Source organism: Mycobacterium sp. NGS26, from assembly GCF_059813025.1.
In genome coordinates this window covers 952,733-965,863 of sequence record NZ_JCALDU010000001.1, presented here as the reverse complement: position 1 = coordinate 965,863, position 13,131 = coordinate 952,733, and the positions used below count along the sequence as shown (strand labels likewise).

The window sequence follows — 13,131 nt, the reverse complement described above, 5'->3', positions numbered from 1 at the left end:
ACTGTGTTTGCTGTAGCGGTGTCATTCGGGTTCGTCGTCGTCGCCGTCCCGTAGCAGCTTGTCGGGTCGGTGGTAGTAGTTCGTTCTGGGCCGCCCGTGATCCAGATGCGGCGGGGGTATCCATTCGGTTCGCCTTTGGCGTTGATGCGGGTGGTCCAGCCCTTCTCGACCAGTCTGTTGTCCGGTCCACAGGCGAGGGTGAGGTCGTCGATGTCGGTGCGCCGTGTGGATTGGAACCCGGACACGTGGTGGACTTGGCTGTGGTAGGCCGGGGCATCACAACCCGGCCGGGTGCAGCCACCGTCCTTGGCGCACAACATGATCCACTGCGCCCCGGATGCCAACCGCTTGGCGTGGTACAGCGCCAGCGGCTTGCCGTCGTCGAAAATGGCCAAATAGTGGTGCGCATGCTGGGTCATGCGGATCACGTCCGACATCGGCAGCAGGCTGCCGCCGGCGGTGAGCGCCCTGCCCGCGGCGGCCTCCAACTCCTGGAGGGTGGTCATGGCCACCACTGACACCGGCAACCCGTGATGCTTACCTAGTTTTCCGCAGGCCAGCAGCGCGCGCAGCCCGGCCACGAAGGCGTCATGGTTTCTCTGGGCGGGGGTGCGGGTGTCGCGGCGTACCGCCTCCTCATCGGGCGCCTCATCAACACACGGCGTCTCGTCCTCGGGATTGCAGGCTCCCGGCGCGGCGAGTTTGGCCAGTAGGGGCTCGATCAGCGCCCGCAATTCCGGGGTGATCTGCCCGCTGAGCCGGGACATGCCGTCATGTTCTTGTCTGCCCAGGGTGATGCCGCGTTTACGGGCGCGCTGGGCGTCGCTGAAGTCCCCGTCGGGGTGCAGCCAGTCCAGCAACTGCTGGGCGATGCGGGCAAGCTCGTCGGGTCGCTGTGCACACGCCTGGCGGGCCAACACGCTTTCCGCGGTCTGGCGGGTCCAGAGGTCCACCGCGTCGGGCAAATGCGCCAGGAAATCCCGAATCACCTTCACATGGCCGTCACCGATCAGGCCGTCGCGTTGGGCGGCCGCCGTCGCCGACAACCGCGGCGCCAACGGCTCCCCGGATAGGGCGCGGCGCTGGCCGAGGTCGTCGGCGTCCTCGATGCGTCGGCCGGCCTCCCCACGGGTGATGTGCAGCCGGTCCGCGAGCGCGCCGCGCAGGCTGCCGCCCAACTCCGCGGCGCTAGCCTGCTCACCGATCTGGTTGATCAACGCATGCTGCGGCGCCCGCAACCGTCGCGTCACCGTTTCCAAGCGTTCCAGGGCCCGTAAGCGCTCGGGGGTGGTGAGCGCGTCAAACGTCAACGCGCACAACCCATCCGTGGCGGCGTCGAGGGCGTCGAAACCTTCGACGATCTCCTCACGCGTACCCATACCGGAGACTCTACGAAGGGCCACCGACAAGAACCCCCGAAATGTGACCCGAGAAAACAAAGTGACACAAGGGATCACCGGCGGGCAGGGAACCCGAATGCGCCGATCCGCAACCGCAGGAGCCAGATGTCGCGTACAGCCAAGCCGTCATCCGCTCGCGCGGCCGCTAACCGCTCGATCGCAAGGCTAGCGAGGCATGCTTTCGGTCAGGACGCGAACGTGGTCGGGCTCATGCCGGCGCCTGCGGTGGTTGGCGCGGGCGGCGCGCCAAACCATGCCCGGGCGAAGCAGCCGGGTAGCGGGGTCGACCAATGAGGTCACTCGGAAGAATTGCTCGGCTGCCGCGGCGTCATATTCGGCCGCGGTGAGCACCCGATCGACGTACACGTTGAGCAGCCGGGTGAGCAGTGGTGGTGTGCCGTCGATTTCGGGTAGGCAGAGATCGGGATTGGCCGACAGCTCCCACGCCTGGCGGATCGGTACCGCCGCGGCGCGGAAGAAGTGCCGCGCCAAACCCCTTGTGCCCCAAAATAAACAGTCGCGCAGCGCCAGCGCTTCCAGCGCGGCCACCGTCATCCCCTGGCCGTAGATCGGGTCGAAGCTGCAGATCGCGTCGCCGACGACCAGCAGGCCCTCCGGGAATCGCCGCATCTTGTCGTAGCGGCGCCACTGACTGGACGGCTGACGGTGCCGCGTGGGTTCTCCGACGGGTTCGGCAGCCCGCACCGCGGCCAGCATCCGCGCAGGTGCATATCCCTCGACGAACTCGCACATGGCCGAAAGGCCAAGGGGTGGCTCGTGACCCGCTACGCCGAACACGGTGAACATCCAGAGGTCGTTCTCGCAATGGAGAATGCCCAGCCCGTGCGGGCGGCCCGGCACGACTCCGACGACGAAACCCAGTTCGTGCAGCGCGTCCGGCGCCATGCGCAGCAACTGGCTTGTGTAGGTCAGGCGCACCGCGACGTGATCCTCGCGCGGGCGGTCGTAGCCCAGGCCGTTCAGCCATGTCGGGGTGCGGGCGGCGCGCCCGGTGGCGTCGACCACCAAGTCGGCGCTCAGCGTGGCGTGATCGCCGTTGCGCCGGTTGACTACTCGTGCGCCGGTGACGCGGTGGTTGTCGGGCGTCGCGGTCAACTCCACGATGTCGTGCTCGTCGAGCAGCGTGACGTTGGGGATGGTGCGCAGGCGCGCGCGGACGTGTTCCTCGAGGAAGGGCCGGGTCGCGAGATAAGCCGTGACCGAGGTGGCGCTGCCGTCGCGCACCATCAGGTGGCCGCCGATTTCGTAGTGCAGCCGCGACAGATCACTGCCGTCCATGTAGTGCGCACCGTCGAGGACCATCTGATCGAGGATGCCGGGGAACAGCTCCTCGAGCACCTGTGCGCCGCGGGCCAGCAGGCCATGGAGGTGCCGGCCCTGCGGCACACCCCGGCGGGCTGCGCCAGAGTCGGGCAGCGGGTCGCGCTCCACCACCGTCACCGCGTCGAAGAACTCGCTCAGCGACCGCGCGGCCAACAGCCCGGCCATGCTCGCTCCCAATACCACCGCGTGATTGCCGACCTTCGCCATAGCCCACCGCCTGCGCCGAGTTGTTAGCTGACAAAAGCCATGCTCACGCGGCACGGTGGGCGTCGATAGGGTAGTCGGGTACGTCACTTTGTCGGGCGGACTACACACCGCCGCAGCGAAACGTCGACAAATCCACCCGCTGGACGCGGGCGCACGGTTATAGTCGCCGCGTGATCGGCGCTGAGCCGCTGACCGGGCGCAAGGCTGAATTGGAGACCATTCGCCGCGCCCTCAACAGGGCTGGCAACCACTCCGGCGTGGTGATCGCCGGAGCCGCGGGAGTGGGCAAGACATGGTTGGCCCGCGAAGCGTTGCGGTGCGCCGAAGCCTCGGGCGAGCGCACCCAATGGATCGTCGGTACGGAATCGGCGCGTGGTTTGCCGCTGGGGGCGTTCATCGGCTTGCTGGGCGAGGCGATGTCGGACCCGCTGACCAATGTGCGGCGCGTCATCAACTCGTTCGTAGCGCGACAACGCAGGGCCCGGGTCGTGGTGGGGATCGACGACGCCCACCTGCTCGACGGGTTGTCCGCCCTTGTCGTGCACGAGCTGGCGCAGTCGGGCGGGGCGCGGCTGTTGGTCACGGTGCGCACCGGTAGCGAGGCGCCCGATGCGGTGACGGCGTTGTGGAAGGACGGGCTGCTGGTTCGCCTCGACCTCGAACCGCTTTCCGCCGCGGCGACTCGCGAGGTGATCGAGACGACGCTGGGCGGTCAGGTCGACGCCCGCACCGCGGCCCGGTTCCGGAAGTTGACCGGCGGGAACACGCTGTTCCTTCGGCAGTTGCTGGCCGATCAGGTTGCGGCGGGGCGGATGCGGCAATCGGCCGGCGTGTGGATGTGGGACGGCGACGTCGCGGTCTCGGCGAGCCTGTCCGACACGGTGGGGCGTCAGATGGGTCGGCTCGACCCGCCGGTGGCGACGGTGGTCGACATGCTGTCGCAATGCGAGCCGCTGGCCGTCGAGGTGCTGTGCGACTTGGTGCCGCGCTGCGATCTGACTGCCGCCGAGAGACTGGGCCTGGTGAGCGTCGAACGCACCCGCGGCGGGTTGATGGCCCGGCTGGCTCACCCGCTGTTCGGTGAGCTTCGCCGCGCGAGCGCCGGCGAGTTGCATCTGGCGACGATCAGGGGCAGGTTGGCGACGCGGCTGGCCCAAGACGGCGACGCCGACATGCAGGCCACCGTGCGTCGGGCGTTGCTCCGCCTCGAGTCCGACCTCGATCCCGACCCCGAGCTGTATCTCGAATCGGCGCGCCACGCCATGACGCTGCTCGATCTGGACCTGGCCGACCGCTTCGCCACCGCCGCCGCGCAATCCGGGGCGCCCGGGGCGGCCGGTGTGCGGGCGATGAACCTGGTGTTGCTCGGGCGCGGCGAGCAGGCCGAGGCGGCGCTGCGCGACATGGCCGAAGCCGACCTGCCCGACGGCCACCACTGGGCCACCGTGCGGGCGGCCAACCTGGTGTGGATGCTCGGCAAAACCCGGGAGGCGTCGGCGATCCTCGACGGGCTTGCCGCGGCCGGAGAGACCCCGACGCAGGTGGCGGAGCGGTTGGCGGTGCAGGCCTGCGTGGACGCGGTGCTCGCACGCTGCGAACCGGCGGCCGAAAAGGCCCGGGCCGCATTGGATTCGGTTGACCTGCCGGACTTCCACGCGATGATGGCCTCGCTCGCGTTGATCATGGCCATGGGCGCGCTGGGGCAGGTCGATGACCTCGCTGGCGTGGCCGAGCAGGCGCTGCGGCGCGCGACGACATCCTTTCAGGCGTCCCACATGCGGTTCTGGTTCGGCGCCGTGTACGGCCGCGCCTGCCGGTTGACCGGGCGTATCGACGAATTCGTCAGGACCGCGGAGCAACTGGCCGACTCGTCCCGCGACATCCCCGGCCTCGCCTACGCGAACCTGGCCCTCCTGCTGGGGAACGCCAACCTGGTTCGCGGCGCGGCCGCCGAAGCGGCCCGGCTGGTGCACGAAGCTCTTGCCGGGGTTCAAATGCACTCCATCACTACGGGTTTGCGCCCGGCGAGCTACTTCGCGCTGGCCGAGGCGCACGCAAAGCTCGGGCAGCCCGCCGAGGCCAATGATGCGGTGGCCGAGGCCAGGTCATGTGTGCCGGCCGAATTTCTGTTCATGCAGACCGCCTTGTCGCTGGCCGACGGGTGGGCGATGGCGGCGAGCGGCCGCTTGAGCGAGGCGGTGGCAAGCGCGCTACCGGCGGCCCTGATCGCCCGCGACCGCGGCCAGCCCACCTACGAGCTGGCCTGCCTTCAGGCCGCGGCGCAATGGGGCGATGCCTCGCAGGCGGCGCGGGCGCGGGAGCTGGCCGACGCGTTGTCGCTGCCGCTGGCCGATGCCGTTGCCGCGCATGCGGAGGCCCTGCTGGCCGGCGACGGCGAGGGGCTGCTGGCGGCCTCCGCCGCGTACCGGCGCATCGGCGATCGCGCCGCGGCCGCCGACGCGGCGGCGCAGGCGTCCGTCGCGTTCACCGGAGGCCAGCGACACAAGCGTGGACTGTATGCCGCCGCGCTGGCCAGGGAACTGGCCGACGACTGCGGTGGTTTGTGCACGCCGGCGCTGCGGACCCCGGCGGGGCTGAAGTTGTTGGGTCGCCAGCGCGACGTCGTCGAACTCGTGGTGGCGGGCCTGTCCAACCGCGAGATCGCCGAGAAGCTGGTGATGTCGGTGCGCACCGTGGAGGGCCACGTGTACCGGGCCTGCCAGCGGGTGGGCGCCCAGTCGCGCGGCGAACTGGCGTCGATCATCCGATCGGGGCCGGGGCAAGTCGGGTAAGGCCCGTGCGCCTAAACGCCCAGCAGCCGCGCCGACGCCCACAGGGCAACCACCGCCACCACCAGGGCGGTGGGGACGGTGCACAGTCCCAGCCGGGTGTACTCGCCGACGCCGGCCTCGACGCCGTGCAGTCGTAATACCCTGCGCCACAACAGGTTCGACAGTGATCCGACGTAGGTCAGGTTGGGTCCGATGTTGACCCCGATCAACACCGCCAGGATGGCCACCGGGCCGCCGGGGGCGACCAGCGGCAGCAACACCAACGTCGCGGGCAGGTTGTTGACGACGTTGGCCAGCACCGCGGCCACCGCGGCGATACCGAGCAACGCGGGCAGCCCCGAACCCGACGGCAGCACCGCGGACATCGCGGTGCCCATCCCGTTCAGCGTGACCGCGCGCACCACGACGCCCAGCGCCAGCACGAACACCAGGAACGACGGCTGCGCGGAGCGCACAATCTCGGACGCCGATGTGTGCCGCCGGCCCAGGCTGCGCACCGCCAGCACCGAGGCGCCGGCCAGCGCCACCCAGGCGGGGGCCACTCCAACCGATTCGGAAAGCGCGAAACCGGCCAGCGTCAGACCCACGACCACCAAGACGAACACCGGTGGCCGCGGCGGCGGCGCGAGTTGGTCGGGATGCGGCGCCACGCGCAGGTCCCCGGCGAAGAACCAGCGGAAGACCCCGTACAGCGCGGCCACCGTGGCCAGCCACGGCACGGCCATCACCAGGGTGAACTTGGCGAAGGAGACGTTCGCCTGGTGGAACGCCAGCAGGTTGGTCAGGTTCGACACCGGAAGCAGCAGCGAGGCGCCGTTCGCCAGATGCGCCGTGGCATACGCGTACGGACGCACCGGCGTTCGCAGCCGCCGGACCGCGGCCAGCACCACCGGGGTCAGCAACACCACCGTGGCGTCCAGGCTGAGGACGGCGGTGATGGCGGCGGCGATGACGAACACTCGCCGCAGCAGGCCGTGCGATCCGGCGGGTACCCGCGCGATCGCGGCGCCCGCGGCTTCGAAGAGGCCCTCGTCGTCGCACAGCTTGGCCAGCACCAGCACGGCGCCCAGGAATGCGACCACCCCCGACAGATCGGCGACCTGCCGCGCCGCCTGGTGCACCGGGATCGCGCCGATGCCTATCAGGATGAGGGCAGCCGGAACCGCCGCCATCGCCTCCGGCCAGCCGCGCGGGCGCGCGACGGCGAACCCGAGAACAACGGCAAGCAGCAACAGCGCAGCGGTAAGTGCCAACGTCTGAACCGCTTCACGCCCAGGGGTTCTCGCGCCGCCACACCGTCGGCAAGTGCAGCGCGACACCGTCTCGTGCGGCCAGTTCGTCCAGGGTTCGGATCGACACGTCCAGGTCGTCGCCCGCATAGGGCAAGGCCCGCAACGGCTTTGACAATGGGCGGAAGAAGTCGTCCCAGTGGACGAGCACCACCCGCCGCGCGCCGACCGCGCGCACGGTCTCCGCCCAGTAGTCGAGCAGGTATGAGCGCGGCTGCACGCCCAGCTGACCGACGGACAGGTAAACGGCGTCGGCGCGGTGCCCGGCAAGCGCGCCCTCGGCGAACCCGGCGCTGCCCTGGATCAGCAGCCGCTGCCCCGACGGCAGGTGGCGCACCAGCGTCGACCATGCCTCGCCGCACCGGTAGGCCGACACCTTCACCGGCGGCGTCAAGGGTGCGTCGATCACACCCGGAAACCGGTCGGGCGGACAGTGATTCGACTCCACCAGCGTCACCTCGTAGGTGCCCAGGCGGATCGGCTCGCCGCTGACCGCGACGACAAGGCGATCCTCGGACAGCCCGTATCCGCGCCCGACGTTGGCCGCCGACTCGCCCCCGACCAGCCGCGCGCCGGTGCGGTCGGCGACCAGAGCGGAATCCATCGCGTGGTCGACGTGGGTGTGCACCGGGATGACGGCCTCCAGCCGCGACACCTTGGCCCGGGCGAGGCAGCCGTCCACGCGCGCCGGTGACGGGGACAGCCTGCCGGCCGCGACCCGCGCCAGGCTGGGACGGGAGAAGTAGCCGTCGGTCATCAGCGCGCACGACCCGTCGTCGAGCAGCAGCGTCGCCACGCCCATCCACGTCACCGAAACGGGCGCGTCGGGCCCGGCGGCGGGCACGTCGAACCGGTCCGAATAGCACGCGATGTCGGGGCGGCCGGGCTTCAGTCGCATCAGCAGAACGACCTGATGTCGACACCGGCCGCGGCGAGCCCGTCGCGCACCGCGGTGGCGATCTGCACCGCGCCGGGCGAATCACCATGTACGCAAACCGATTCCACGCTCACGGGTATCTCGGCACCGTCGATCGCGGTGACCCGTCCCGACGTCACCATGCCCACGACGCGCTCGGCGATCGCCGCCGCGTCGTGCAGCACCGCGCCCGGCTCGCGACGGGACACCAACTGGCCGTCCGGCCGATACGCGCGATCGGCGAACGCCTCTGCCACGGTACGCAACCCGAAGCGGGCGGCCTCGCCGAAAAACGCCGAGCCCGCCATGCCCAGCACCGGCAGCGTGGGGTCCACCAGGCGCACCGCCTCGGCGACGGCGGCACCCTGCTCACGGTTGGTGACAATCGTGTTGTACAGCGCCCCATGGGGTTTCACATACGACACCGACGAGCCCGCCGCCCGCGCGATCGCCTGCAGCGCGCCGATCTGATAGACGACGTCGCCGACGAGGTCCTCGGCGGCAACGTCGATGAAGCGCCTGCCGAACCCGGCCAGATCCCGGTAGCTCACCTGCGCCCCGACCCGCACGCCGCGCTCGGCGGCCGAGCGGCACACCCGCAGCAGCCCCGCCGGGTCCCCGGCGTGGAATCCGCACGCCACGTTGGCGCTCGTGACGATCCCGAGCATCGCGTCGTCGTCGCCGAGGCGCCAGACGCCGAAGCCCTCGCCCAAGTCGGCGTTGAGGTCGATACCGGCCACCCGCCTAGCTTATGGGTGACGCTACGTTGCGGCCTCGCGGCGCCGTCCCAGCAGCCAGCACAACAGGTAGATCACGAACGAGATGGTGGCGACGAAAACCGACACCGGGACACCGGGCGCCAGCGAGAGCACGATGCCCCCGACGGCGGCGACCTCGGCGAACGCCACCGAGGCCACCATCGCCGCCGCCGGCGAGGCGACCACCCGGGCCGCCGCGGCCGCCGGCGTGATCAGCAACGACATCACCAGCAGCGCCCCGACGATCTGCACGGCCTGCGCGGCGACCACGCCGACCAGCGCGGCGAACACGATGCCCAGCGCGCGAACCGGGACGCCGCGCGCGGCCGCGACGTCGGGATCGACGGTGGCGAACAACAGCGGGCGGTAGCACGTTGCCAGCACGGCGACGACGAGCAGGCAAACGAGCGCGAGCATGGCCAGCCCGCTGTAGCCCACCCCGACGATCTGGCCCGTCAGCAACGCGAAACTGGTCGCCGTGCGCCCGGGGTAGAGGTGGATGAACAGCACCGCCAGGCCCAGTCCGAACGCCAGCACCACCCCGGTCACCGAATCGCGCTCCCGGGCCCGCTGGCCGAGCAGGCCGAACAGCGCCGCGGCCAGGGCGCTGCCGATCAGCGCGCCCAGGCCCACCTCGAAACCGGCCAGCAGCGCGAAAGCCGCTCCGGTCAAAGACAATTCGCTGGATCCGTGCACGGCGAACGACATCTGCCGCATCACGATGAACGGCCCGATCAGTCCGGCCACCAGCCCCAGCAGCGCGGCCGCCAGCAGCGCCTGCTGGACGAAGTCGTGGGAGAGCAGGTGGGCCGTGACGTCGAAGGCGAACAGATGGTGCAGCATGTCGGCGAGCCGGTGGTTCATCACCCCGGCCCGTCGACGCGCACCGGCTCGCCAACCACCGCGTAGCCGTCCTTGACCCTGACCACCTCGATCTCGGCGCGATACAGCGACGACAGCGTCTCGCTGGTCATCACCTGCTCGACGGTGCCGATCCGGAACCGGCCGTCGACCAGATACAGCACCCTGTCCACGTACGGCAGGATCGGGTTGACCTCGTGCGTGACGACGATGACGGTCGTGCCGGCGTCGCGGCGGCGCCGGTCGATCAGCGCCGCGGCCAGCCTGGTGTTCGCGGGGTCCAGGGTCAGCAGCGGTTCGTCGCACAGCAGCAGCATCGGGTCGCCGACCAGCGCCTGGGCGATGCGCACGCGCTGCAGCTCGCCGCCCGACATCACGCCGACCCGGACGTTCGCCAGGTGTTCGCCGTTGACCTCGCGCAGCGCCCGCCACATGGCGGCGCGCCGACGGGCCCGATCGGCGGACCGCAGCGGCGCGCCACCCCAGTGGCCCCCGTCGATGCCGAGCCGAACCAGGTCGCGCCCGCGCAGCATCACGTCCCGGTCGATCGGCCGGTGTTGCGGCACGTAGCCGATGCTCTCGCTGCCGGCCGTGATCGGCCTGCCGTCCACCAGCGCAACGCCGGCGCTCAGCGGCAGCTGCCCGAGCAGGACCTTGAGCAACGACGTCTTCCCGCTGCCGTTGGGGCCCAGCACCGCGACGAACTCGCCGGGCGACACCGACAGGTCGAGGTGGTCCCACAGCACGCGATCGCCGAAGGCCAGCCGCGCACCGGTGAGCGAGACCGCGTGCGGGGGATTCTCGACGGCCTGAACCGGTTGGACGCTCACCGGTTCGACCGCAGGGCGGCGAGCAGGCCCTTGACCGTGTTGCGCTGCCAGGTCAGGTAGTCGGTGCCGTCGGGCAGCGTCTCGGTCACCTCGGTCACCGGCACGCCCGCACGCCGGGCCGCGTCCTCGAGCCCGCCGATGGCGGCGGTGGACGTCTGCGGGTTGACCAGCAGCGCCAAAACCCGGCGGTGGTTGATCAGGTCGAGGACGGAGGCCATGTCGGCCGGCGCGGGATCGGTCTCGTTCTCGTTGGCGGCGGTGAAGGCGGCGGGGGTGCGGTTGACCAGGCCGGAGGCCTGAAGCAGGTAGTCCACGACGGGTTCGGTCGTGATGACCCCGGCGTTGGGGTACGCGCCGGCGATGGCGTGTTCGGAGATGGCGATCGAGTCGGCGCCGCGGCAGAATTCGGCCGCGTTGGCCCGGTAGTCCGCGGCATTGGCGGGGTCGATGGCCGCCATGCGGTCGGCGATCGCCGAGGCGACCGATTTGGCCACGTCCAGGTCGTAGAAGACGTGCTCGTTGGGCCGCTCGCCGGGGTTCGCGCGACCCAGGAACGAGTAGGCGTCAATCGGTTTGACCGACGGATGCTCCGCCAGCACCTGGTCCACCCACGGGTCGTAGCCGCCGCCGTTGTAGACGACGAGGGCGGCGTCGATCATCGCGGCGGCGTCCGACGGGCTGGCCTGATAGGAGTGCGGATCCTCGTCCGCGCCGCTCAGGATGGATTTGACGGAGACGTGGCGCCCGACGACGGCCCGCGCCACGCTGCCCCACACGTCGGTGGACGCCACCACGGTGGCCGCCCGCGGGTGCGCCGAGCTGGCGATGCCGCAGCCGGTGAGCGCGGCCGAGGTCACCAGGCAGGCGACCGCGGCCGACAGCCACCGCGTCGGATTTACCAGAGCCATTCGTGTCCCATGTGTGTCGATTGTGCGTCCTAATACTAATGACAATCGTTTCCATTAGGAAATGGGGAATCGAAGCCGCGTACCCGCGAGCGCGCATCGGCTGTAGCGTCACCGAACGTGAGTCCCACACCCCGCCGGCGTGCGACTCTGGCGTCGTTGGCGGCCGAACTCAAGGTCTCGCGCACCACCGTCTCGAATGCCTTCAACCGCCCGGATCAGCTGTCGGCCGAGCTGCGGGAACGGGTGCTCGCGACGGCCAAGCGGCTCGGGTATGCCGGACCCGACCCGGTGGCGCGATCGTTGCGGACCCGCAAGGCCGGGGCCGTCGGGTTGGTGATGGCCGAGCCGCTGACCTATTTCTTCAGCGACCCGGCGGCGCGGGATTTCGTTGCGGGAGTGGCGCAATCGTGCGAGGAGTTGGGGCAGGGGCTGCTGCTGGTGGCCGTCGGGCCCGGCCGAAGCCTGCAGGACGGGACCGCCGCGGTGCTGGGCGCCGGGGTGGACGGCTTCGTGGTCTATTCGGTCTGCGACGACGATCCCTACCTTCAGGTGGTGCTGCAGCGCCGGCTGCCCGTCGTGGTGGTGGATCAGCCCAAGGACCTGACCGGGGTTTCCCGGGTCGGCATCGACGACCGGGCGGCGATGCGCGAGCTCACCGACCACGTGCTGGGGCTGGGGCATCGCGAGATCGGGTTGCTGACCATGCGGCTGGGCCGGGACCGCCGGCAGGGCCTGGCCGACGCCGAGCGGCTGCGGTCGCCGGCGTTCGACGTGCAGCGCGAGCGCATCGCCGGTGTGTGGGAGGCGATGAAAGCCGCAGGGTTGGACCCGGACTCGCTGATCGTGGTGGAAAGCTACGAACACCTTCCGGAGTCGGGTGGCGATGCGGCCAAGGCGGCGCTGGAGGCCAATCCGCGGATCACCGCGCTGATGTGCACCGCGGACATCCTGGCGCTGTCGGCCATGGATTACCTTCGCGCACATGGCATTTACGTGCCGGGGCAGATGACCGTCACCGGGTTCGACGGCGTGCCCGAGGCGATCAGCCGCGGGCTGACGACGGTGGCCCAGCCGAGCCTGCAAAAGGGCCGCCGCGCGGGCGAACTGCTGCTGAACCCGCCGCGCTCGGGCCTGCCGGTCGTCGAGCTGTTGGACACCGAGCTGGTTCGCGGGCGCACCGCCGGCCCGCCGGCCTAGGACCGCTCAGGACCCTTCCTGGTGGCCGATCAGCAACCGCACCGCCAGGTCCAGCCGCTTGGTGACGTCGGTCGCCGAGGCCCGACGGGTGAGCCAGGCCAGCAGGTTCGACGTCCACACGTTCGAGAGCACCCGGGCGATGTGGTACTGCTCCTCGGTCGGCTCACCGTCGGCCATCGCGCGCGCGAACATCGAATCGATGATCTTCTCGACCTGGTCGACCTCGCTGGCCGCCGACGCATCGGCGAAGACGTAGGCGCGCGTCATCGCCTCGGTGAGCAGCGGATTGCGCTGCATCGCGCGGTTGAGCTTGTCGACCATGAATTTCAGCCGCTGAAACGGGGTGCCGCCGGCCACCGCGGAGCGATCGGTCTTGGCGTCGATGCGGCTGAACTCCCGGCCCAGCGCCGACACCAGCAGGTGCACCTTCGACGGGAAGTAGCGGTACAGCGTGCCAACGGCCACGTCGGCCCGGTCCGCCACGGCGCGCATCTGAACCGCCTCGTAGCCGCCCTTGGACGCGATCGCCATGGTGGCGTCCAGGATGCGCTTGCGGCGCTCCCGCTGTGCCTCCGAGCCCAGCTCGGATTCGGCCAATACCGCCACGTTTATGACCTCGCGCGGCTGCG

Annotated in this window: 10 protein-coding genes and 1 pseudogene; 2 read left to right on the top strand and 9 right to left on the bottom strand. The window is 70.4% G+C overall.

Translation table 11 applies throughout. The features are described from left to right. Positions 1–21 precede the first annotated feature (21 nt). Together AC5Y6X_RS04670 and AC5Y6X_RS04665 are read right to left on the bottom strand one after the other, a co-directional pair. Positions 22–1,379, bottom strand: a pseudogene (locus AC5Y6X_RS04670) (HNH endonuclease signature motif containing protein). 186 nt (positions 1,380–1,565) lie between these two features. Continuing rightward, positions 1,566–2,951, bottom strand: coding sequence for an FAD-dependent oxidoreductase (locus AC5Y6X_RS04665; RefSeq protein ID WP_499984889.1), 1,386 nt, complete (start codon positions 2,949–2,951; stop codon positions 1,566–1,568). 170 nt (positions 2,952–3,121) lie between these two features. Here AC5Y6X_RS04665 and AC5Y6X_RS04660 point away from each other — a divergent pair, with 170 nt between their 5' ends. After that, the gene (locus tag AC5Y6X_RS04660; RefSeq protein WP_499984887.1) at positions 3,122–5,743 is read left to right on the top strand and encodes a helix-turn-helix transcriptional regulator; all 2,622 of its coding nucleotides are present in this window, start codon (positions 3,122–3,124) and stop codon (positions 5,741–5,743) included. Between the two features lie 11 nt (positions 5,744–5,754). Here the strand turns inward: AC5Y6X_RS04660 and AC5Y6X_RS04655 are convergent, their stop codons facing one another. Genes AC5Y6X_RS04655 through AC5Y6X_RS04630 form a run of 6 tightly spaced genes read right to left on the bottom strand, consistent with a single transcriptional unit; the run spans position 5,755 to position 11,305 of the window. Next, positions 5,755–6,996, bottom strand: coding sequence for an SLC13 family permease (locus AC5Y6X_RS04655; RefSeq protein ID WP_499984886.1), 1,242 nt, complete (start codon positions 6,994–6,996; stop codon positions 5,755–5,757). Positions 6,997–7,009: 13 nt separating this feature from the next. Next, on the bottom strand, positions 7,010–7,930 hold the full coding sequence (locus AC5Y6X_RS04650; protein WP_499984885.1) for an MBL fold metallo-hydrolase: 921 nt from the start codon (positions 7,928–7,930) through the stop codon (positions 7,010–7,012). Further along, positions 7,930–8,688 carry a LamB/YcsF family protein gene (locus AC5Y6X_RS04645; RefSeq protein WP_499984883.1) on the bottom strand — a complete coding sequence of 253 codons (759 nt, stop codon included), beginning with the start codon at positions 8,686–8,688 and terminating at the stop codon, positions 7,930–7,932. The genes AC5Y6X_RS04650 and AC5Y6X_RS04645 overlap by 1 nt, the downstream gene beginning before the upstream one ends. 21 nt (positions 8,689–8,709) lie before the next feature. Next, entirely contained in the window at positions 8,710–9,570 is an 861-nt protein-coding gene (locus AC5Y6X_RS04640; RefSeq protein WP_499984881.1) for a metal ABC transporter permease, read from the bottom strand. Continuing rightward, positions 9,570–10,397, bottom strand: a complete 828-nt coding sequence (locus tag AC5Y6X_RS04635) for a metal ABC transporter ATP-binding protein (RefSeq protein WP_499984879.1) — start codon at positions 10,395–10,397, stop codon at positions 9,570–9,572. The genes AC5Y6X_RS04640 and AC5Y6X_RS04635 overlap by 1 nt, the downstream gene beginning before the upstream one ends. Continuing rightward, positions 10,394–11,305, bottom strand: a complete 912-nt coding sequence (locus tag AC5Y6X_RS04630) for a metal ABC transporter solute-binding protein, Zn/Mn family (protein ID WP_499984877.1) — start codon at positions 11,303–11,305, stop codon at positions 10,394–10,396. The genes AC5Y6X_RS04635 and AC5Y6X_RS04630 overlap by 4 nt, the downstream gene beginning before the upstream one ends. A gap of 117 nt (positions 11,306–11,422) precedes the next feature. On the opposite strand from AC5Y6X_RS04630, the gene AC5Y6X_RS04625 reads away from it, so the two are divergent. Continuing rightward, the gene (locus tag AC5Y6X_RS04625; RefSeq protein ID WP_324679316.1) at positions 11,423–12,502 is read left to right on the top strand and encodes an Rv3575c family transcriptional regulator; all 1,080 of its coding nucleotides are present in this window, start codon (positions 11,423–11,425) and stop codon (positions 12,500–12,502) included. A gap of 6 nt (positions 12,503–12,508) precedes the next feature. Here the strand turns inward: AC5Y6X_RS04625 and kstR are convergent, their stop codons facing one another. Continuing rightward, the gene (gene kstR / locus AC5Y6X_RS04620; RefSeq protein ID WP_499985245.1) at positions 12,509–13,108 is read right to left on the bottom strand and encodes a cholesterol catabolism transcriptional regulator KstR; all 600 of its coding nucleotides are present in this window, start codon (positions 13,106–13,108) and stop codon (positions 12,509–12,511) included. Positions 13,109–13,131: the final 23 nt, after the last annotated feature.